A 21,694-nucleotide genomic window follows, 5' to 3' on the forward strand; every position below is an offset into this window, starting at 1 on the left:
GTTCCAGGCTGGAGAAATCCACCAGCAACTGGCCACTTTTCGCCCCTTCGGCAATTCCGCCCTCGCCAATCTTGCCCTGGATGCACTTGAGGCCGGCTTCGATCACGTCCCATTTCGAGGAGTCGATCATGATCGGTACGCGGGAGATGTCCGGTTCGCCGGCAATCAGATTGAGGAAGGTCACCATGGCCTTCTTCGAATCGAGCATGCCTTCGTCCATGTTGATGTCGATCACCTGGGCGCCGGCCTCGACCTGCTGCAGGGCGACTTCCAGCGCTTCGGTGTAGTTGTCTTCGCGGATCAGGCGGGCGAACTTGGCGGAACCGGTGATGTTGGTGCGTTCGCCGACGTTGACGAACAGCGAGTTGCGATCAATGGTGAACGGCTCCAGGCCCGAAAGGCGGCAAGCCTTGGGGATGTCCGGGATCTGGCGCGGTGCGTAACCGGCCACGGCCTTGGCAATGGCTTCGATATGACCAGGCGTGGTGCCGCAGCAGCCACCGACAATATTGAGGAAGCCACTCTGGGCGAATTCTTCGATGACCTTGGCCGTTTGCGCCGGCAGTTCGTCGTACTCGCCGAATTCGTTTGGCAAACCGGCATTGGGGTGCGCGGAAACGTGAGTGCTGGCCTTGTCCGACAGCTCTTCCAGGTACGGACGCAATTCACTGGCGCCCAGCGCGCAGTTCAAACCGATCGAAATCGGTTTGGCGTGGGCCACGGAGTTCCAGAAGGCTTCGGTGGTCTGGCCGGACAGGGTGCGACCGGAGGCGTCGGTGATGGTGCCGGAAATCATGATCGGCAGCTCAACGCCCAGCTCTTCGTAGACGCCCTGTACGGCGAAGATCGCGGCCTTGGCGTTGAGGGTGTCGAAGATGGTCTCGATCAGGATCAGGTCGACGCCACCTTCGATCAGGCCCTTGGTGGCCTCGGTGTAGTTTTCCACCAGCTCATCGAAGGTCACGTTGCGGTAACCGGGGTTGTTCACATCCGGCGACAAGGAGCAGGTGCGGCTGGTCGGGCCGAGCACGCCGGCGACAAAGCGTGGCTTGTCCGGGGTCTCGAGGGTTTTGGCGTCGGCAACCTTGCGCGCCAGGCGGGCGCCTTCTACGTTGAGTTCGTAGACCAGTTCTTCCATGCCGTAATCAGCCATGGAAATCCGGGTCGCGTTGAAGGTGTTGGTCTCCAGAATGTCGGCGCCAGCGTCCAGGTAGGCTTTTTCGATGCCACCGATCACATCCGGGCGGGTCAGCACCAGGAGGTCGTTGTTGCCCTTGACGTCGCTGGGCCAGTCGGCGAAGCGCTTGCCGCGATAATCCTGCTCCTCGAGCTTGTAGCTCTGGATCATCGTACCCATGCCGCCATCGAGTATCAGGATGCGCTCTTTGAGGGCGTGCTTGAGAGCTTGAAGGCGAACGCTGCGATCGGACATTTGGACTACTCGGTAAGACCATGACGAAGGGCCGGGATGATAGCAAACCTGTACGCTTTTAGAGCATGCTCTGGATTTGCATGAATATCGCTCATGTTGATGAGGCCGTCGTAACGGTAAAATCGCGGCGTTTTCAAAGGACCGGAGTCAGGGATATGTCGTATCGCGTCGTCATCGCCAGCGCATTGCTGTTTTCTAGCTGGGGCGCCGTGGCCCAGGGGGCGGCGGTTTCGACGGCTATTTCCTACACCCGCGATATTCAACCGATCTTTACCGAAAAGTGCGTGGCTTGCCATGCCTGCTACGACTCCGCCTGCCAGCTCAACCTGGGCAGTGGCGAAGGCGCGGCCCGGGGGGCCAGCAAAACCCCGGTCTACGATGGCAATCGCAGCCAGGCCGTTGCACCGACCCGGCTGTTCTACGACGCCTTCGGCAAACGCGCCTGGCAGCAAAAGGGCTTTTATTCGGTTCTCGACGCTCAGGGCAGTCAGGCTGCATTGATGGCGCGGATGCTGGAGCTGGGGCACCAGGCGCCCCTGCAACCCAACGCCAAGGTGCCCGAAGACATCGTTCTGGGTCTGAACCGCGAAAACATGTGCGCCATGCCCGCGGAATTCGATGGCTACGCCAGTTCACATCCCAAGCAAGGCATGCCGCTGGCGGTTACCGGCCTGACCGATCAGCAATACCGGACGCTGCAGCGCTGGCTGGCAAGCGGGGCACCGATCGATGAGCAGGGCCTGGCGCCCAGTGCAAGCGAAGCGCTGCAGGTGGTGCAGTGGGAAAACCTGCTCAACGCACCGGGCGCCCGGCAGAGTCTGGTGGGGCGCTGGCTCTACGAGCACTGGTTTCTCGCGCACCTGTATTTCAAGGACGGCGAGCCGGGACATTTCTTTCAGTGGGTTCGTTCGCGAACGCCAACCGGTCAGCCCATCGACCTGATCAATACCCGTCGCCCGAACGACGATCCGGGAACGCAGTTCTACTATCGCTTGTGGCCCGTGCAAGGCGTGATCGTGCACAAGACCCACATCACCTATCCGCTGAGCGCGGCGAAGATGGCACGGGTCAAGAGCCTGTTCTACAACGGCAAGTGGCAGGTCAGTGCATTGCCGGGCTACGGACCGGAGCGCCGGGCCAACCCGTTTGAAACCTTCGAGGCGATCCCGGCCCAGGCGCGTTATCAGTTCATGCTCGATAACGCCGAGTATTTCGTGCGCACCTTCATTCGCGGCCCGGTTTGCCGGGGGCAGATCGCAACGGACGTGATCCGCGACAATTTCTGGGCGTTGTTCCAGGCGCCCGAGCACGACCTCTATATCACCGACCCGAACTATCGCGGCCAGGCCACGCCCTTGTTGGCCATGCCTGGACAGAATGACGATGTCGGCAGCGTCCTGAGCCTGTGGCACAACTACCGCGACAAGCGCAACGAATACGAGGCCCTGCGCCGCGACAGCTATGCCGAGCTATCGGCGCCGAGCTGGTCGACCCTGTGGGCCGGTAACGACAACGCATTGCTGAGCATTTTCCGGCATTTCGACAGTGCCGCGGTGACCAAGGGCCTGATCGGCGAAGTGCCGCAGACGATGTGGCTGTTCGACTTCCCGCTGCTGGAGCGCACCTACTACCAGTTGGCGGTAAATTTCGATGTGTTCGGCAACGTCTCCCATCAGGCCCAGACTCGCTTGTACTTCGACCTGATTCGCAATGGCGCCGAACAGAATTTCCTGCGCCTGATGCCCGCCCAATCGCGCCAAGGCTACCTCGATGACTGGTACCAGAGCAGCGGCAAATTCAAGATGTGGCTGGACTATGAATCCATCGACAACGACAAGCCAACCGCGCTGAAACTCGATGAAAAGGACCCCAAGCGCGACTTCGCCATGCAACTGCTGGCACGCTATGGCGAACTCAACGCCAAGCCTGATCCGATCAATCGCTGTGATGGCGCCTATTGTTCAAGGCCGAACATCGCCCTGGACTTGCAGAATGCCGAGCAGGCCCTGAGTCGACTCACGTCGCGCCCGGCGGCGGGACTCAAGGTCATCGATCAACTGCCGGAAGCGACCATGCTGCGTATTGAAACGGCGGGTGGCCAGCGTGTGGTGTACAGCCTGCTGCGCAACCGCGCACACAGCAACGTGGCGTTTTTGCTGGGCGAGTCCCTGCGTTATCAGCCGGGGCTGGACACGCTCACCATTTACCCTGGGGTGCTGAGCAGTTATCCGAATTTCATGTTCAATATTCCTGCAGCACAAGTCCCGGCGTTCGTGGATGCGATGGAAGGTGCCTTGGATGCCGATGCGTTCGAGAAAATCGTCGAGCGTTGGGGTATTCGCCGCAGTCACCCGCAGTTCTGGCAGTACTTTCATGATCTGAGTCGCTACATCCACGATACCGATCCTGTGGAAGAGGGCGTACTGGACATGAACCGCTACGAAAACCTGTGAAAATCGCCGATCCCCCGTAGGAGCGTGGCTTGCCCGCGAGCCAGGCACCGCGGTGCATCTGCACACCGCGTCAGCGTTCTTCGCCGGCAAGCCTGGCTCCTACAGGTGCGATCGATGAATCTTTCTTGACAAAAATACTGGGACTTTGTGCGCGGCGATGATTGGCGTAAACTGCGCCCAAGCCTGCGAGGAGTTTCCATGACCGCTATTACCATCACCGACGCCGCCCACGATTATCTGGCTGATCTGCTCTCCAAGCAGAACACCCCGGGCATTGGCATCCGCATCTTTATCACCCAGCCTGGCACCCAGTATGCCGAGACTTGCATTGCCTACTGCAAGCCAGGTGAAGAAAAGCCCGAAGACACCGCGCTGGGGCTCAAAAGCTTCACCGCCTACATCGATTCGTTCAGCGAAGCGTTCCTGGACGATGCGGTTGTCGACTACGCCACCGATCGCATGGGCGGCCAACTGACCATCAAGGCGCCAAACGCCAAAGTCCCGATGGTCAACGCCGACAGCCCGATCAACGAGCGCATCAACTATTACCTGCAAACCGAGATCAATCCGGGGCTGGCCAGCCACGGCGGTCAGGTCAGCCTGATCGATGTAGTCGAAGACGGGATCGCCGTTCTGCAGTTCGGTGGCGGATGCCAGGGCTGCGGCCAGGCGGACGTCACGTTGAAGGAAGGCATCGAACGCACCTTGCTCGAGCGCATCCCGGAGCTCAAGGGTGTACGTGACGTGACCGACCACACGCAGAAAGAAAACGCCTACTACTAAGGTGTTCGCTGCGAACTGAAAAAACGGCGCCCCGTGAGCGCCGTTTTTTTGTGTCTGAGTTTCACAGGCGCCTTCGCGAGCAGGCTCGCTCCCACAGTGGGTCTGTAGCGTTCGCTATGTGGGAGCGAGCCTGCTCGCGAAGGGCCCTATGGCCTGTAGAGGTGTGCATGCCCTGCGCGATAAAGCGACGAATCGCTGAATTGATCGCTGCCCAGCACTCGCCCGACCAGAATCAAAGCCGTGCGCCGAAACCCTTTGGCGGCCACCTTGCCGGCAATATCCTCCAGCGTTCCCACAACCCAATCCTGATCCGGCCAGGTCGCGCGATGAATCACCGCAATAGGACAATCCGCGCCATAGTGCGGCAGCAATTCGGCGAGGATTTTTTCCAGGTGATTGACCCCCAGGTGAATCGCCATGGTCGCTCCATGTTGCGCCAGGCTGCCCAGCTCTTCACCGGGGGGCATTGCGGTTTTGTCGGCGTAGCGGGTGAGAATGACGCTCTGTGACACATCCGGCAACGTCAGTTCTGTCCCCAGCAGCGCGGCGCAGGCGGCGGTCGCGGTCACACCGGGAATGATTTCGAACGTGATACCCAGTTCGCGCAGGTAACGAATCTGTTCGCCGATGGCGCCATACAGGCTCGGATCGCCAGAGTGCACGCGTGCCACGTCCTGCCCCTTGGCATGGGCGGTCTTGATCAGTTCGATGATCTGTTCCAGGTGCAGCTCGGCGCTGTTGACCACCTGTTCGGCGCAATGGCCTTCCAGCACGGCGGCCGGTACCAGCGAGCCGGCATAGATGATCACCGGACAGCTGCGAATCAGCCGCTGGCCCTTGACGGTGATCAGGTCGGGATCGCCGGGACCTGCGCCAATGAAGTAGACGGTCATCGTCGGTTCCTGTTGCAAAGAAGTGGCGGGCAAGGCTTCAGATGAAGATTGCTCATGATCGAATGCGCCAATTATCGGGGATTTTACGCAGCACCCGCCAATGCCAGCGTGGCCTGGGCATATTTTTGTCGCGGGATCAGCAGTTTCGCCGGTGCATCGGCCAATTGTTCGGCCAGGGCCAGCGCAGCGCTCTCGGCTACGCCATAGCAACCGGTGCGCTCGAAGGCGATCTCTGAACGGTGACTGAGTTGCGATTGATACGCGGCCAATTGCTCGCTGCTGAAATACCTCATCGGCAAGCCGAGTTGCTCGGCCAGTTCGGCCAGGGCGGGTTCGTCGCGCTTGAGGTCGATGCTGGCCAACGCCTTGATCTCATGCAGGGCAATCCGGTGTGCCTGCAATGCCTGATCCAGCAGTGCCCTTAAGGTGGCGACGGGGCAGCCGCGCTGGCAGCCAAGGCCGACCACCAGGGTCGGCGCTGTGCCGGCATCCGTCATGCGTGGTATTGGCCATCGCCTTTGCGGCGGAACAGCCAGGCGCTGATCAGGCCCAGGGCCAGCCAGAACGCTACATTGGTCAGTTGCGAAGCGATTTTGAACTGGGCTTCCAGTGCTTCGGGGGCGAGCATCGAGTGCACTTCCGGTTGAGGCGCGCCGATGACATGGGGAACGGCAATGATGGCTGCGCCGAGCGCTTTCATCAGCCAGTGGCGGCTGAATACGATCAGGGCGATACCGACAGCCGTTGAAGCGGCCGTGCCGATCCACCAGATTTGTCGTTGCGCCAGATCGGCGGCAGCGGTGCCCGGCAATTCAGGCGGCAGGCCGAGGGTCGGCGCCAAAACGAAAGTCGCATAGCCGGCCAGGCCCCAGAGCAGACCCTGAGACGTTTTGGTTGGCGCACGCAGGGTGTAGAGACCGGCAAGCATCAGGGCGAAACCGACAGCGACCACCAGGTTGCCGCCCGTGGTGGACAGCACGCGCTGCCAACCGTCTTCTGGCTCCCAGGCTTCAGCGTCATGGCTATGAGCGGCAACAGCGCCTTCGCCGTGGGCGTGCTCGTGAACTTCAGCAGCGGCCGGTTCGGCCTTTTCGTAGGTCTCGGCCTGCAGAATCAGTGGCGAAACCCACAAGCTCTGCAGCAGGGTCAGCAGCAGGGCGGCCAACAGGCCGGTGAAACCTGCGGTTTGCGCAATACGCTTGATCATGTCGGCAGGTCTCAATGGCACGGAAACGCGGAGCTGTGGCGGGTATCGTGAGCGGCGTTGTGCACCGCTTCAATGTGCGAGAAACCGGCGAAATAGACCAGGCAGGCGCCGAGGATCGATGCGCAAATGGCAGCGGTCAGGCGTTGGCTCAGGGTGGAGGTGTTGGCTGCGGTGCTGCTGTGGCCGGTGCTGCTGATAATCGACATGGCGTTTCCCTCTGTTGTGTCAGCGGGGAATCGAAGGCGCATGCACAGACTGCGCCCGACCGGGCACGCAGAACGTCAAACAGCGCCCGCCCACCGCGGGTTTGTCATTGAGTGATTCAATTGCTCACTTTGTATTGCGGGCCGGTCTCCGGGCTCGCGAGGGGCAAGGGCTTTCGCCGTCGCCTGCAAGCATCACCTTCCCATGCCGCATCGGCACAGTGGATCTGACGCTTCGCTCGCTTACCGTTGCGGGGGCAGCACCGGACTGACATGGCTCTTGAGTAAAGCACATGATTCACCGGTTTCCCGTTTCACCCTGTGAAGGGCACCCGTAACAAGATGCGTAGGAGAGCATGGGCGAGGGCCGGGCGTCAATTGGCAAACGTTCTCAACTGTCGACCAGGGTGAATTTGTTCGCGGGCAAGCCTCGCTCCTACAGGTACATGCAATCCGTAGGAGCGAGGCTTGCCCGCGAAGGCGTCATGAAGGGCACCACAAGACATTGACCCGCCCCAATACGATGCGTAGCCTTGCGCTTTCGAGGTTCTTCGGCGTTTGTCGAAGCTAAGAAGGGAACGCGGTCGATGCCGCGGCTGCCCCCGCAACTGTGAACGGTTCAGTTTCTGCCATGCCACTGCATGCGCCAGCCATGGCGCGAGCGGGAAGGCGCAGTAACCGCCAGTCCGATGACTGGCCAGCCGTCAGCCAGGAGACCTGCCTCGAACAGATTCTCACTACAACCGGGCGGGGTGATCCGGTGGCGAACGCTTGCGGCACGTGTGTGCGTGGCCGCTTCTCGTCCCGCATGCCCGCCAACTTGCCAAGGGACACCCGATGAAAACACTGGCCAAACTCCCCGTCACCATCGTTACCGGCTTCCTCGGCTCGGGCAAAACCACCTTGCTGCGGCACATGCTCGACAACGCCCAGGGCCGCCGCATCGCGGTGATTGTCAACGAGTTCGGCGAGTTGGGCATCGACGGTGAAATCCTCAAGCAATGCGCCATCGGGTGCACCGAAGAAGAAGCCAGCGGCCGTGTTTATGAACTGGCCAACGGCTGCCTGTGCTGCACCGTTCAGGAGGAGTTCTTCCCGGTCATGCGCGAGCTGGTCGCCCGCCGTGGCGATCTTGATCACATTCTCATCGAAACCTCGGGCCTGGCGCTGCCCAAGCCGTTGGTACAAGCCTTCCAGTGGCCGGAAATCCGCAGTGCCTGCACCGTTGACGCCGTGATCACCGTGGTCGACAGCCCGGCGGTGGCCGCCGGTACGTTCGCCGCGTTCCCGGATCAGGTCGACGCCCAGCGCAAGCTCGATCCGAACCTGGACCACGAATCGCCGTTGCACGAATTGTTCGCTGACCAGTTGTCCAGCGCCGATCTGGTGATTCTCAACAAGGCCGATTTGATCAATCCGGAAGATCTGGCCCGTGTTCGCCTGGAAGTCGCCGAGGAATTGCCGCCGGCGGTGAAAGTCATTGAGGCCAGCAACGGTCGCCTGCCGCTGGACGTGCTGATCGGCCTTGGTGCCGGTTCCGAAGAGCACATTGACGGTCGCCACAGCCATCACGACCACCACCACGAAGGTGACGATCATGATGACCACGACCACGACGCCTTCGATTCCATTTCCATCGAGCTGCCGCAAGCCGACGAAAGCCTGCTGATGGATGCGCTGACGCAACTGGTGGTTCAGCACGGCATCCTGCGGGTCAAGGGGTTCGCCGCCGTTCCGAACAAACCGATGCGTCTGCTGATCCAGGGCGTGGGCACGCGTTTCGACAAGCACTTCGACCGCCAGTGGGGCGCCGATGAAGCGCGCACCACGCGGCTGGTACTGATCGGTCAGGCACTGGATGCAGCGTTGCTAGAAGCACAATTGCGCGCCGCGCTCAGCGTGTAAGCCATGCACCTGCTCAGGACCCAGCCCGGCGGTTTCGTGTCGGACGACAACATTGCCGACCTTGGCCAGACCCCCGCTGAGCTGGTGATCCTGTGCAGCGGCGACTCCAGCCTGGCGCTGCTCGCCGAAGCGGCGCAGCAGTTGCCCGACGACTACCCCAGCGTTCGGCTGGCCAATCCGATGCAGGTGCAGAACCACGCATCGGTCGATCTGTACGTCGAAGACGTGCTGCGACACGCCAAAGTCATTCTGATTTCCCTGCACGGCGGTATCGCTTATTGGCGATATGGCGTCGAGCGTCTGGTGGCATTGTCACAGCAGGGCGTAGAGCTGATTCTGGTGCCGGGCGATGACCGTCCGGACCCGGAACTCAGCGACCTGAGCACCGTTGCCGTGCCAGACCGCGAGCGGCTCTGGCACTTCTTGCGCCAGGGCGGCATGGCCAATGCACTCGACCTGTTTCGCTGCCTGGCCACCCGTTGGCTTGGGCGTGACTATGCCTGGTCGGAACCGCAGACCCTGCCGCGCACGGCGATTTATCACCCGCACAAGAGCACCGCGACCTTGCAGGATTGGCAAGCCGACTGGCAGGCCGATCAACCCGTGGCGGCGGTGTTGTTCTACCGCTCGCATTTGCAGGCGGCGAACACCGGATTCATCGATGTGTTTTGCCAGCGATTGCAACGCGCGGAGCTTAACCCGCTGCCGATTGCGCTGGCCAGCCTGAAAGAGCCAGGTTGCCTGTCGGTCATCGAGGATTGGCTCGATGAAGTCGAAGCAGGGGTCATTCTCAACACCACCGGATTCGCTCAGTCGAGCCCGGAGGCCCCGCACCTGCGACCGTTTCGCCGAGACATTCCGGTGATTCAGGCGATCTGCGCCCAGGACAACGAACCGGGCTGGCGCGCCAGCGAACAGGGGTTGGGACCGCGTGATCTGGCAATGCACATCGCCTTGCCTGAACTGGACGGACGCATCATCAGCCGGCCCATCAGCTTCAAGGATCTGGCGTGGCGCAGCGAGCGCAGCGAATGCGATGTGGTCTGCTACCGGCCGCAACCTGAACGCATGGATTTCGTGGCCGAACTGGCGCGTCGCTGGACCGATCTGGCGCGATTGCCCAACCTTGAAAAACGCGTGGCGCTGATTCTTGCCAACTACCCGACCCGCGATGGACGCATCGGCAATGGTGTCGGCCTCGACACGCCGGCGGCGGCCCTGAACATCCTGCGGGCGTTGCAGGCTGAAGGTTACCCCTTGCCGGCCGATCTGCCGGACAGCGGCACGGCACTGATCCGGCAATTGCTGGGCGGTGTCAGCAACGATCTCGACACCCTCGACCAGCGCCCGTGCCAGCAAAGCCTGGCCATGGACGATTACCTGACGATGTTCAACAGGCTGCCCGAGGCCAATCGCCAGGCGGTCCTGGAGCGCTGGGGCGCGCCCGAACGCGACCCGATGCACCGCAGCGGGCGGATGATGATCGCCGGGGTCCGTTTCGGCCTGACCTTCGTCGGCATTCAACCGGCGCGCGGCTATCAGGTGGACCCGAGCGCGGTGTACCACGACCCGGACCTGGTGCCGCCCCACGGTTACCTCGCGTTCTATTTCTGGTTGCGCAATACCTATGGCGCCCACGCGGTGATCCATGTCGGCAAGCACGGCAACCTGGAATGGCTGCCGGGCAAGGGCGTCGGGATGTCCGAAAACTGCTGGCCGGATGCGTTGCTGGGGCCATTGCCGAACATCTATCCATTCATCGTCAACGACCCGGGCGAGGGCGCGCAGGCCAAGCGCCGTACCCAGGCGGTGATCATCGACCACTTGATGCCGCCGCTGACCCGCGCCGAGACCTACGGTCCGTTGCGCAATCTGGAGCTGTTGGCCGACGAATACTACGAAGCGCAACTGCTCGATCCGCGCCGCGCCCGTGAGTTGCAACGCGACATTCTGCAACTGGTGCGCGACACGCATATCGACCGCGAACTGCAGCTGGAAGGGGCACTCGACGGCGAAGCCGATGCGGCGATCTGGCTGCCGCGCCTGGACACCTACCTGTGCGATTTGAAAGAGTCGCAGATCCGCGATGGCCTGCACGTGTTCGGCGAATCACCCGCCGGCCGCCTGCGCATCGATACCTTGCTCGCCTTGCTGCGCATTCCCAGGGGAGACGGTCGCGGTGCGCATTCGAGTGTGCTGCGCGCATTGGCCAAGGCGTTCGAGCTGGGTTTCGATCCGCTGGATTGCGCGTTGGCCGAACCCTGGACCGGGCCTCGGCCAGAAGCATTGTTGTCGATCAGCGATGAGCCCTGGCGGACCACGGGCGACACCCGCGAACGTCTTGAGCTGTTCGCTGCACAACTGATTTCTCAAGTATTGAATGCCCCCTGTGGGAGCGAGCCTGCTCGCGATGGAGTGTCAGCCACATCGATGTTTACTGACAGTCCATCGCGAGCGTGCTCGCTCCTACAGGGGGCGGATTGGGTTGAAGTGGACGCCATCATGGACGGCTTGCGCGAAGTGGTCGCGCCACGCCTGGATGCCTGCGGACCGGCGGAAATGCGTGGATTGCTCGATGCCCTGAGCGGTCGTTTCGTCCCGGCCGGCCCCAGCGGCGCCCCCAGTCGCGGGCGCCTGGATGTACTGCCCACCGGACGCAACTTCTACTCGGTGGACGTGCGCAACCTGCCGACCACCACCGCGTGGCGCATTGGTTTCCAGTCGGCCAACCTGATTCTTGAGCGCCACTTGCAGGATCACGGCGATCATTTGCGCCAGCTCGGCCTGTCGGTATGGGGTACGGCGACCATGCGCACCGGTGGCGACGACATTGCGCAGGCCATGGCACTGATGGGGGTGCGTCCGGTCTGGGCCACGGGCAGCCAACGGGTCGATGACTTTGAAATCCTGCCATTGAGCCTGCTCGACCGGCCAAGGGTGGACGTGACCTTGCGTGTCTCGGGATTCTTCCGCGATGCCTTCGCCAACCTGATCCGCCTGTTCGACGCTGCCGTGCAGGCGGTCGCCGCGCTGGACGAGCCGGACGATCTCAACCCGCTGGCGGCCAGGGTGCGGGAAGAGCGGGAGGCGTTGCTGCAATCGGGCCTTGATGAAGAGGCCGCACGGCGTCAGGCCGGTTGGCGTATTTTCGGCGCCAAGCCAGGCGCCTATGGTGCCGGCGTGCAGGGGGCTATCGACGGTCGCCTGTGGCAGACCCGCGAGGACCTGGCCGAGGTTTACCTGAACTGGGGCGGCTATGCTTACGGCGGCGCCGATGAGGGCACCGCGGCTCGCGAACAGTTCGCCCGGCGACTGAGTAAAGTGCAAGCGGTGCTGCAAAACCAGGACAATCGCGAGCACGACTTGCTCGATTCCAATGATTATTACCAGTTCCAGGGCGGCATGCTCGCCGCCGTGGAAAGCCTCAGTGGCGAAGCAGCGGCCAGTTATCACGGTGACCACAGTCAGCCGGATCTGCCGAAGATCCGCACCCTGAAAGAGGAACTGAACCGGGTCATTCGCTCCCGCGCGGCCAACCCGAAGTGGCTCGATGGGGTCAAGCGGCACGGCTATAAGGGTGCCTTCGAAATGGCCGCGACGGTCGACAACCTGTTTGCGTTCGATGCCACCACGCAGTTGATCGACGATCACCAATACGCGCTGCTGGCCGATGCCTATTTGCTGGATCCCGACACCCGGGATTTCGTGCGCGAGCATAACCCCCATGCCTTGCGCGACATGACCGAGCGGATGCTCGAGGCGCAACAACGGGGTCTGTGGAAAGAGCCGGGCGAATATCGCGAGGCGCTGGAAAATCTGTTGCTGGATATAGAAGAAGACAGCTAATGCTGTCCCTCCTGTAGGAGCGAGGCTTGCCCGCGAAGAGGCCATCACGCTCAACACAAATGTTGACTGACAGACCGTTATCGCGAGCAGGCTCGCTCCCACAGGAGTGAAGGTGTTTGTGAAATTACCGACCATGACCGAGATTGAACAATGAACGACACCCCGCATTTCCCGCTTTCGGCCGTGGTCGGCGCCGACGATTTGAAACTGGCGCTGTACCTGACCGCCATCGACCCGAAGATCGGCGGGGTGCTGATCGAAGGTCCGCGGGGCATGGCCAAGTCGACCCTGGCCCGCGGCCTGGCGGACTTACTCGCCGATGGCCCGTTCGTGACCTTGCCCCTGGGGGCCACGGAAGAGCGTCTGGTCGGCACCCTCGACCTGGACGCGGCCCTGAGTGAAGGGCGGGCGCAATTCTCCCCCGGCGTGCTGGCCAAAGCGGATGGCGGCGTGCTCTATGTCGATGAAGTCAATCTGCTGCCGGATCATCTGGTCGACCTGCTGCTCGACGTCGCTGCCAGCGGGACCAACCTGGTGGAGCGTGATGGCATTTCCCATCGGCATTCGGCGAAGTTCGTGCTGATCGGCACCATGAACCCGGAAGAGGGCGAACTGCGCCCGCAATTGCTCGATCGCTTTGGCCTGAACGTCGCACTCAGCGGCCAGATGGCGCCGGCCGAGCGTGGTCAGATCATCCGTCGACGCCTGGATTTCGACAGCGACCCGCAGGGCTTTTGCGCCGAGTGGGAGAGCCGGCAACAAGCGCTGCGCGAACGTTGCCAGCGGGCGCGCACGAACCTGGCGAGCATTGCCCTGGACGATACCGCGCTGGCGCAGATCACCGAGCGTTGCTTTGCCGCCGGCGTCGATGGCTTGCGCGCTGATTTGGTCTGGCTGCGCGCGGCAAGGGCCCACGCGGCCTGGCGTGCAGCGAGTGCCATCGCCGCTGAAGATATCGACGCGGTGGCCGAGTTTGCCTTGCGCCATCGTCGTCGCGACGATTCAGCCGCGCCCCCCCGACAATCCCGTGCGTCACAACCGCCTGTCAGTCAGAACGCCAGCCCCAGCGAAGGCCAGGGGCAGTGGGGGGAGTTACCCGCTCAGGCGCTGCCCACGGGTGCACGACGTGAAGTACCGAGCTGGCCAAAAAAGCCCTAGGCATTCGCCCTCGTTCCGACGCGGGGGCGAATGCCAGACCCCGTGCCGGACGACTGGATCATGGCAAGCAGGGCAAGCGCCAGGCCGCCCGCGACGGTTCGGTCAACTGGTCGGGCACGCTACTCAAGGGACGGCCACGTCGGCGCGAAGACCTGCTGTTTCACTTGCGCACACGTTCACTCCATGAACTCTGGCTGGTCATTGTGGACGCCTCGGCATCGACCCGCCGCCATCAGGCGTTGAGTGATGCCAAAGGGCTGCTGGCGCAACTGTTCGACGACGCCTACCGCCAGCGCGCGCGCCTGGCCTTGCTCACGGCCAGCGGTGCCGTGCCGAAGTGGCAGGTACAGGGGCTGAAGGCGTCCAGTGGCTTGCGCCACTGGCTCGAAGGGCTCGGTGCGGGCGGCGGGACACCGTTGCTGGCGGCGCTGGAGGAGGCCGGGCGCTGGTTGGCCGCGCGGCAAAAAAGCTTGCCGGCGGAGCAGCAACGGTTGTTGCTGGTCACCGATGGCCGCCTGAAAGACTGGCCGGCGCTGCCAGCGCTCGAATGTCCGGGGCTGCTGATCGACATCGAGCGTGGACCGATTCGGCTGGGGCGCGGCAGGGCGCTGGCGATGCAGTTGCAGTCGGAGTATCGGCATATCGATGAGCTGGTTCCGGGCTGAGCCGTAATGCTGTTCAGTTAAGGAAGTTGTAGGCGCGAGCATGCTCCGGGCGGTGTTTCGACGATGAACCTGAGAGCGACGCGCGGTGTCTGGTTTCCAGCGTTATCGTTGACGACCATCGCGAGCGCGCTCGCTCCTACAGAGAATCCATGGCTTGCCGGTACTGGCGAGTACGCCGGGCGATGAACAGTCGATCCAGTATCAACGCCCATACTGCCGACACCTCGGGCCGGGTCTTGCGTCCACGACTCAAGCGATGCAGTTGGAACTTGACGACCGCCATGCTCGCCAGTGCCGCCAGCGGCTTGCGCTTCCAGCGAATCGGCGGCAGTTGCGGATGGCTGTTGCGGCCCTGGCGCCAATGCTTGACCAGCTGCGGCTCGACGGCCAGCGCAGTGCCGATCCCGGCCATGTCGATGCCGCTGTCGAGTACCTGTTCAACGATTGCCAGGCGCCGGATCCCGCCTGTGACCATGACCGGCATGCACGCCACACGGGCCAGTTCACCGGCCATCTCCAGAAAATAGGCTTCGCGCTCCAGTGTCCGGCCGTCACGGGCCTCACCTTGCATAGCGGGTGCTTCGTAGCTGCCGCCGGACAGTTCGAGCAGGTCGATGGGGTACTCGTTGAGCCACTCAATCACCTGCCGGGCATCGTTGTCATCGAAGCCGCCGCGCTGAAAGTCCGCCGAATTGAGCTTTACCGACACACAAAACCGCGGCGACACCGCTTCGCGCACGGCGGCGACCACCGCCAGCAGCAGGCGGGCGCGGTTTTCCAGCGAACCGCCCCATTGGTCGTTTCGGCGATTGGTCAATGGCGAAAGAAACTGGCTGATCAGGTATCCATGCGCGGCATGAATCTGTACCCCGGTGAACCCGGCCTTTTCCGCCAGCGCCGCACTGCGGGCAAAACGCTGGATCACCGCTTGGATGTCGGCTTCGCTCATGGGTGTCGGCTCGGCGAACATCTTTGAAAACGATCCCAGTTCCAGCGCCACAGCGGAGGGCGCCAAGGCTTGCTGGCCCAGATTGGCCATGGTCTGGCGGCCCGGATGATTGAGTTGCATCCAGAATTGCGCGCCGCCGGCACGACCGATGGCGGCCCATCGGCGGAAACGTTCCAGGTGGCGTTCATCTTCGAGCACCACGCCACCGGGGCCGGTCATCGCACGGCGGTCGATCATCACGTTACCGGTCAACAACAACCCGGCATCGCCTTCGGCCCAGGCCCGGTACAAATGGAACAAGGCATCATCGGGCGCCTGATCGGCGTCGGCGAGGTTTTCCTCCATCGCCGCTTTGGCGATGCGGTTACCGATGGTCTGGCCGTTGGGCAAGTTCAGTATCTGGAAGGGCGACATGCTTGACTCCTCACTTGTGATGAGCAGAGGCTAAGCTTAAAGTTAACTTTAATGTCAAGCAGGTAAACGAGGCATCGATGAAGATTGGTGAATTGGCGCAATTGAGCGGATTGAGCGCATCGCGTATCCGTTTCTACGAGGCGCAGGGCCTGATCCGTCAGGTGGAGCGCCAGGCCAACGGCTACCGCCGCTATCCGTCGCAGGTATTGCAAACCCTGCAAATCATTCAATGTGCCCAGCAGGCCGGGTTCAGTCTCGAGGAGCTCAAGCAACTACTGCCGGACTCGGTGACAGGCGCCTACAAGCACGATGAACTGATGCTCGGCCTGCAACGCAAGATCGAGCAGATCGAAGCGATGCAACAGCATCTGGCCCAGAGCAAGGCGCACTTGCTGGAGTTGATCGAAAACATTCAGGCCAAGCCCGAAGGCATGGCTTGCGATGCCAATGCCGAACGGGTGCTTGCGTCACTCAAGCCGTAGCGGACGGCTCAAGCCTTCACGAGACCTGAGCAGTCCTCCACGTTACATGCCGTTGGCGAACTCCGGATCGTCGATGCTGATTCGAGCGTTCATATTGGCCAGTGCCCTGGCATATTCGGCCAGTACGGTGAGCGACCAGTCGGCTCGACGACGGATGCGCAGGTCTTCGGCGCCGGCACTTTGCGTGCTGTTCATCACCGTTTCCACCTGTCGCACGATCAGTTGCTCGGGAAGGTAACAGATGCGGCAATTCTTGTAGCTTGAAGCACGCAGTTCCGACAGCGGGTAGGCCCCGCCCTGACCCGAGGAAATGCCCACCAGAAGGGCCGGTTTGTGGCCCAGTTCCCGGTAGCCGGCATGCACGAAAAAGTTCTTCAGTGCCGGGCAAGCCATGCCGTGCCATTCCGGTGTCAGCACCACCAGGGCATCGGCCTCGCGCAGCAGCGCGGCGTAGTCAGCCCAGATGCCGTGGTCATCGCTGGCCGGCCAGAGGGGTAAGGGCGCCAGACCCAGATCGATAATCCCTGGCGTCGTGCATAACTGCAGGGCCTGCAAGCGTTTGGCGAGGAAGGCGGCGACCTTGGCCGATTGGCTTTCGGCTTGGCTGGAGCCGGCGACGAGTACGATGTTCAGGCTCATTTGGACAGTTCCTCAGTGGCTTGATGTTGGTTGCGTGGTGGCCTGGTGCGCACCAGCGGCCAGAACAATTCCTCTTTCCAACAGACCGGACGCATGTCTTCGATGCCGTAGTGCTCCGGGCGGCGGCGGGTGATTTTTGCCGAGCCGAACAGCACATCCCAGAAGAACAGCAGGTTGCCGAAATTGCCCTTGTAATTCGTCACGCCATCGTCGGCATTCAACCCGTGATGTGCCGAATGGGTGGCAGGGGTCGAAATGATTCGCTCCACCAGCCACATCAGCGGACGCAGTGCCGGGATGCGGTAAAGTTTTTCATCCCAGGGCACGCTGCTGTGGGCGGAGAAAATCACCAGCATCTTGACTATCAGGTAGCCGAAATACACGTGCGCCAGCCCCATGTAGATCAAGGCTCCGCAGAACCACAGGCCGGGCATCAACAGGTAATAGAAACTGTTGTTGCGGTAGACGATGCGGATGCTCATGTAGGCCGCCGAATGATGGGCCCGATGCAGCGAGTAAAGGAACGGCACCTTGTGGCTGAGGCGATGCCACCAGTACTGGGTCATGTCGTCGAGCACCAGAAACAGGCCGAGGCCGAGCATCCAGTGCAGGTCGGCCAGGCTGTTCTTCCATTGCGGTACGAAGTGCTGCATCGCACTGGTGCTGAGGAAGGTCACCAGCGGCAGGGTGACAGCCATCAGCAGGCCTGAGCCGATGATCTCGATGATCGCGTCGCGACGGCTGCCGCGGGGCTGGGAGAAACGGGCGCAGGCAATTTCCAGGAGTATGAAACCCATCAGGATGGCGGCAATGATAGGAATCGGGCTGTCGTTTATTGTTGTTGTATTCATGGCACTCTCTGTCTGGGGCCGATAAGGTCGATGCCGCTCAATAAGAAACCAGGAGTGCTTCCCACGATATGCGCGAAATGGACAGAATCACCCGAGAACCGGCCAAACCTTCACCCGAACGATTTCACCGTGGTCCACTGGGCCGGGTATTGGAGCGTTACCTGCACAGTCGTACGGTGCAGGTGCGCAGCGACTACAGCATCGTTGCGCTGGATCAGCTCTGGGCCAGGGCTGCCGCTCACGATCCGGCGATCGGTCTGCACCTGTTCTCGCATTTCAGCCGCCAGGACCGGCACGTCCTGGCCCATGCCTGCCTGTACAGCGCCAATGTCATCGAGGCCGTCCGCTTCTGGGCGCGCTACGCGCAGCTGGCGTCGGATATGGACAGGATCGTATTGGTCGAAGAGCACAATGACCTCGGTGTGGAGCTTCGCATCGACGCTCCCGCCAGCCTGGCGCGCTATGTGGTCGAGCATTACTGCGTGATGTCGCTCAGTGTGCTCAACGAAGGAACGCCGGTGCGTGTGCTGCCGCAGCGTGCGTGCTTTGCTCATTCCAGGCCGGACTACGTTGACGAGTACCGCCAGTGGTTCGGGGACGATGTGCAGTTCGACTGTGCTTACAATCGCCTGTATTTCAGCCGGGCCAACCTGCAAGTGCCACTGCACACCCAGCATGCCGGCATGGTGGAGGTATTGCGCCAGGAGCTGGACCGCAGGCTGGCACGCCAGCATCAGCTCAGCGGCTGGGCGGGCAGGGTGGCGCAGGGTATTCGCCAGAGCCTTTTGCTGAGTCAGAAACCCAGCTTGGAAACCCAGGCGCAGGCGTTGCATCAAAGTGCACGAACCCTGCGCCGGCGGCTGGAAGACGAAGGCATGACCTTCCGTGTCCTTTTCGACCGGGTTCGCGCAGAACTGGAGCAGTATCTGGAACTGCAAGGTGACAGCCGCGCGCAGATCGCCACAAAGCTCGGTTACAGCGACCTTGCAGCGTACGCCCATGCCCGCAAGCGCTGGCACGAAGATTCACAATGACGGCGGGTTGGGCGAGGCGTCATTTCAACAACGGCTACAGATCTTGAAATGATTTCCTGCTGTAGGAAATGTCGCTTTCGCCTGTACGATTCAAGTCCTTTTTTCCTTTCAGGACTTGCATGAACACCCTTACGGAGCCTCCCGGTTTTCCTTTCCCTTCGCGCCAGCGCGCGGTCTTGATGTACGCCACACACCCGGTCCTTCCTGTTCCCGATACCCATGGCAATGCCTTTCCACGGTCCCTGCGCCGTGCCTTGCCGTGCCCGGCATTCTGAATTCACTGAAGAGATCGAGACAACGTTATGGAATGGTTAGCCGATCCCACCGCATGGTTGGGCCTGTTGACGCTGATTGTGCTGGAACTGGTGCTGGGCATCGACAATCTGGTGTTTATCGCCATCCTCGCGGACAAGTTGCCGCCGGCGCAGCGCGACCGGGCGCGCATTATCGGCCTGTCCCTGGCCTTGCTGATGCGACTGGGCCTGCTGGCGAGTATTTCCTGGCTGGTGACACTGACCCAGCCGTTGTTCGAGGTGTTCGACAAGGCGTTCTCCGGGCGTGACCTGATCATGCTGTTCGGTGGTGTGTTCCTGCTGTTCAAGGCCACCATGGAACTGCACGAACGGCTGGAAGGCCACGTCGGTCAGCGTTCGTCCGGCACCGCCTATGCGTTGTTCTGGCCCATCGTGGCGCAGATCGTGGTGCTGGACGCAGTGTTCTCGCTCGATGCGGTGATCACTGCCGTGGGCATGGTCGATGAGCTGGCGGTCATGATGATCGCGGTGATCATCTCCATCGGCTTGATGATTGTCGCCAGCAAACCCTTGACCCGTTTCGTCAACGCGCACCCGACCGTGATCATGCTGTGCCTGGGCTTTTTGATGATGATCGGTTTTGCCCTGACCGCCGAAGGCCTGGGTTTCCACATTCCCAAGGGCTACCTGTATGCGGCCATCGGCTTTTCGATCCTGATCGAAGTGTTCAACCAGATCGCCCGGGCCCGTCGCAAGCGGTCGATGCAGGGCCTGCGACCCATGCGCGAACGTACCGCCCACGCGGTGATGCGCTTGCTCGGTGGGCGCAAGGTGGCGGTGGAGGAAGTCGGTGAAGAAATCGCCGACCTGCTGGACGACGGTGACATGCACAGTGAAGAGCTGTTCGGTCGCCGTGAACGGGTGATGATCAGCGGCGTGCTGCAACTGGCCGAGCGACCGATACGCACCTTGATGACCGTGCGCGCCGATATCGATTACATCGACCTGGCCGATGACGCCGAAGCGATTCGTACACGGCTGATGTATTCGTCCTACTCGCGCCTGCCGTTGATTCGCAACGGTGCGGTGGATGAGCCCCTGGGCTTCGTGCACAAGAAGGAGCTGTTGAAGGAGTACCTGGCCGGCAATGAACCTGACCTTGCACACCTGGCGCGCAACCCCATCAACCTGCTGGACAGCTATTCGATCCTCAATGCCCTGGAGCAGATGCGCAAGGCTTCGACGCATATCGCATTCGTGGTCAACGAATTCGGCGATTTCGTCGGCCTGCTGACCATGACCGACATCCTTGAGTCGATTGCCGGCGAATTGCCCGACGCCAGCGAAATCGAAGGTCCGGACGTGGTCGAGGAGCAGGGCGGCTATGTGGTCAACGGTGCGTTGAACCTGGCGCGAGTGCGCCAGCGCACCGGATTTGCCGCAGAGCCGACCGACGACTACCAGACGCTTGCCGGGTTGGTGGTGAGTTTGCTGGACCGGTTGCCGATGATCGGCGACAGCCTTGTTTATCGGGGCTGGTGCATAACGGTGGTCATGATTGAAGAGCGACGCGTGACGAGGGTAATGCTGGTTCGTCATCCAATTTGAATGGCCGTGCGGGCTCAACGCTATCGGTGCGACACGAGGGTACCTCGTACCCGACTGTATCCAAGTGGTGTTATTGGTTACAGGGTTTGGGTCTACTTGTTCTGTTTCGAACCAGAGTATGTAACAGCCTTTTAATCGCCTTTTAGTATTAACGACTGTCATTTATTACAGTAGAGGCAAGCGTCAAACGGTATCAGTATTAAATCTTCCAGTTAATAGGGGTTGAATGATGAACCGTAAATTTTCAGTGGGATTATTCGCACTCATGGCGCTTGCGGGAAATACTTTTGCAGATACCACTTCTTGCCCGCAGGTTTCGGACATCAAACAAAGTCGTATGGATATAGGTGGGTATGTCTATACGGCGGATGGACCAAGGGGGCAGGTATGGAACGGTGAAAACGATCATGCGGAGGCCTCATATTTAAAAGACTCAAATTTCTCTGGCGCTCAATACAAAGAAAAGACGGATCAAAGGAACAGCATGGATGCGGTTATTTGTGACTACGAGGGCAGTGGTGCGGCGGGTGTCAGATTGGTGTTGAAACCTGTCCATGAATGGCAACCTGCTGATGGCAGCAACTGGACGGATAAAAGTTGTCAGAGTACGGATGTGGCAAAGTGTTCGTTCAATCATATCTATTAGTCCGGAATGTACAAGTTAAAGGCTGAAGTGTGGATTTTTGGAGGGCTACGGTCTCATTGACAAAAGGTAAATTGGTTTTTGTTTGTGAGTCTGATTCGGACTTTGAGAGTTTTTCATTCAAGCCGCGGATCAAGCTCCAGGAACTGTAAGCTCGCGATTCCCGCGACTGAAAACGATTTTTCTGACAGTTATCGCCGCGCAGGGAGTGATCCCTGCGCGGCGTTGTGTTTTAGAAAAGTGATTTAGCGAATCGCCCTACATCAACCACATCC

19 protein-coding genes and 2 riboswitches are annotated in these 21,694 nt (G+C 61.1%); of the genes, 11 read left to right on the forward strand and 8 right to left on the reverse strand.

The features are described 5' to 3' along the window. On the reverse strand, positions 1–1,432 hold a 1,432-nt coding region (locus tag ACQKP2_RS26670), incomplete at its 3' end, for a homocysteine S-methyltransferase family protein (RefSeq protein WP_427580894.1). A 155-nt stretch (positions 1,433–1,587) separates the two neighbouring features. On the opposite strand from ACQKP2_RS26670, the gene ACQKP2_RS26675 reads away from it, so the two are divergent. Together ACQKP2_RS26675 and nfuA are read left to right on the forward strand one after the other, a co-directional pair. Then, positions 1,588–3,885, forward strand: a complete 2,298-nt coding sequence (locus ACQKP2_RS26675) for a fatty acid cis/trans isomerase (protein WP_427580896.1) — start codon at positions 1,588–1,590, stop codon at positions 3,883–3,885. 198 nt (positions 3,886–4,083) lie between these two features. After that, complete coding sequence (gene nfuA / locus ACQKP2_RS26680) at positions 4,084–4,668, forward strand: Fe-S biogenesis protein NfuA (protein ID WP_024781251.1); 585 nt, start codon at positions 4,084–4,086, stop codon at positions 4,666–4,668. A gap of 146 nt (positions 4,669–4,814) precedes the next feature. On the opposite strand, the gene cobM is transcribed toward nfuA, so the two are convergent. The 4 genes from cobM to ACQKP2_RS26700 all read right to left on the reverse strand — a co-directional run bounded on the left by cobM (position 4,815) and on the right by ACQKP2_RS26700 (position 6,974). Next, positions 4,815–5,561: a precorrin-4 C(11)-methyltransferase gene (gene cobM / locus ACQKP2_RS26685; RefSeq protein ID WP_427580898.1), complete on the reverse strand. Its 747-nt coding sequence runs from the start codon at positions 5,559–5,561 to the stop codon at positions 4,815–4,817. Positions 5,562–5,644: 83 nt separating this feature from the next. Then, entirely contained in the window at positions 5,645–6,058 is a 414-nt protein-coding gene (locus tag ACQKP2_RS26690; RefSeq protein WP_427580900.1) for a cobalamin biosynthesis protein, read from the reverse strand. Beyond that, a complete protein-coding gene (locus ACQKP2_RS26695; RefSeq protein WP_427580901.1) occupies positions 6,055–6,768 on the reverse strand; it encodes a CbtA family protein in 714 nt (237 codons plus the stop codon). The genes ACQKP2_RS26690 and ACQKP2_RS26695 overlap by 4 nt, the downstream gene beginning before the upstream one ends. A gap of 11 nt (positions 6,769–6,779) precedes the next feature. After that, positions 6,780–6,974 (reverse strand): CbtB domain-containing protein, encoded by a 195-nt coding sequence (locus tag ACQKP2_RS26700; RefSeq protein WP_427580903.1) that lies wholly within the window; start codon positions 6,972–6,974, stop codon positions 6,780–6,782. A 122-nt stretch (positions 6,975–7,096) separates the two neighbouring features. Then, positions 7,097–7,322: riboswitch (cobalamin riboswitch) on the reverse strand. A gap of 176 nt (positions 7,323–7,498) precedes the next feature. Continuing rightward, positions 7,499–7,710: riboswitch (cobalamin riboswitch) on the forward strand. A 98-nt stretch (positions 7,711–7,808) separates the two neighbouring features. Between ACQKP2_RS26700 and cobW the strand changes: the two genes are divergently transcribed. From cobW to ACQKP2_RS26720, 4 genes are all read left to right on the forward strand, one after another. Beyond that, positions 7,809–8,876 carry a cobalamin biosynthesis protein CobW gene (gene cobW / locus ACQKP2_RS26705; RefSeq protein WP_427580904.1) on the forward strand — a complete coding sequence of 356 codons (1,068 nt, stop codon included), beginning with the start codon at positions 7,809–7,811 and terminating at the stop codon, positions 8,874–8,876. Between the two features lie 3 nt (positions 8,877–8,879). Beyond that, positions 8,880–12,722, forward strand: a complete 3,843-nt coding sequence (gene cobN, locus ACQKP2_RS26710; protein WP_427580906.1) for a cobaltochelatase subunit CobN — start codon at positions 8,880–8,882, stop codon at positions 12,720–12,722. Positions 12,723–12,872: 150 nt separating this feature from the next. Then, positions 12,873–13,880 carry an ATP-binding protein gene (locus ACQKP2_RS26715; RefSeq protein ID WP_427580907.1) on the forward strand — a complete coding sequence of 336 codons (1,008 nt, stop codon included), beginning with the start codon at positions 12,873–12,875 and terminating at the stop codon, positions 13,878–13,880. Then, positions 13,862–14,545 (forward strand): vWA domain-containing protein, encoded by a 684-nt coding sequence (locus ACQKP2_RS26720; RefSeq protein ID WP_427580917.1) that lies wholly within the window; start codon positions 13,862–13,864, stop codon positions 14,543–14,545. The genes ACQKP2_RS26715 and ACQKP2_RS26720 overlap by 19 nt, the downstream gene beginning before the upstream one ends. A 136-nt stretch (positions 14,546–14,681) precedes the next feature. Here the strand turns inward: ACQKP2_RS26720 and ACQKP2_RS26725 are convergent, their stop codons facing one another. Continuing rightward, positions 14,682–15,908 carry an NADH:flavin oxidoreductase/NADH oxidase family protein gene (locus ACQKP2_RS26725; RefSeq protein WP_427580908.1) on the reverse strand — a complete coding sequence of 409 codons (1,227 nt, stop codon included), beginning with the start codon at positions 15,906–15,908 and terminating at the stop codon, positions 14,682–14,684. A 77-nt stretch (positions 15,909–15,985) separates the two neighbouring features. On the opposite strand from ACQKP2_RS26725, the gene ACQKP2_RS26730 reads away from it, so the two are divergent. Continuing rightward, complete coding sequence (locus ACQKP2_RS26730; protein WP_427580909.1) at positions 15,986–16,390, forward strand: MerR family transcriptional regulator; 405 nt, start codon at positions 15,986–15,988, stop codon at positions 16,388–16,390. A gap of 42 nt (positions 16,391–16,432) precedes the next feature. On the opposite strand, the gene ACQKP2_RS26735 is transcribed toward ACQKP2_RS26730, so the two are convergent. After that, a complete protein-coding gene (locus tag ACQKP2_RS26735) occupies positions 16,433–17,029 on the reverse strand; it encodes an NADPH-dependent FMN reductase (protein ID WP_427580911.1) in 597 nt (198 codons plus the stop codon). Next, on the reverse strand, positions 17,026–17,880 hold the full coding sequence (locus ACQKP2_RS26740) for a sterol desaturase family protein (RefSeq protein WP_427580912.1): 855 nt from the start codon (positions 17,878–17,880) through the stop codon (positions 17,026–17,028). Before ACQKP2_RS26740 ends, ACQKP2_RS26735 begins: the two co-directional genes overlap by 4 nt. 68 nt (positions 17,881–17,948) lie before the next feature. Here ACQKP2_RS26740 and ACQKP2_RS26745 point away from each other — a divergent pair, with 68 nt between their 5' ends. The 4 genes from ACQKP2_RS26745 to ACQKP2_RS26760 all read left to right on the forward strand — a co-directional run bounded on the left by ACQKP2_RS26745 (position 17,949) and on the right by ACQKP2_RS26760 (position 21,422). After that, complete coding sequence (locus ACQKP2_RS26745; RefSeq protein ID WP_427580913.1) at positions 17,949–18,914, forward strand: AraC family transcriptional regulator ligand-binding domain-containing protein; 966 nt, start codon at positions 17,949–17,951, stop codon at positions 18,912–18,914. A 119-nt stretch (positions 18,915–19,033) separates the two neighbouring features. Next, positions 19,034–19,189, forward strand: a complete 156-nt coding sequence (locus ACQKP2_RS26750; protein WP_427580914.1) for a hypothetical protein — start codon at positions 19,034–19,036, stop codon at positions 19,187–19,189. A gap of 27 nt (positions 19,190–19,216) precedes the next feature. Continuing rightward, positions 19,217–20,776, forward strand: coding sequence for a TerC family protein (locus tag ACQKP2_RS26755; protein ID WP_427580915.1), 1,560 nt, complete (start codon positions 19,217–19,219; stop codon positions 20,774–20,776). A gap of 229 nt (positions 20,777–21,005) precedes the next feature. Continuing rightward, entirely contained in the window at positions 21,006–21,422 is a 417-nt protein-coding gene (locus ACQKP2_RS26760) for a hypothetical protein (RefSeq protein WP_427580916.1), read from the forward strand. Positions 21,423–21,694: the final 272 nt, after the last annotated feature.

It is taken from the genome of Pseudomonas sp. NPDC089569, assembly GCF_050280625.1.
Taxonomy (GTDB): Bacteria; Pseudomonadota; Gammaproteobacteria; order Pseudomonadales; family Pseudomonadaceae; genus Aquipseudomonas.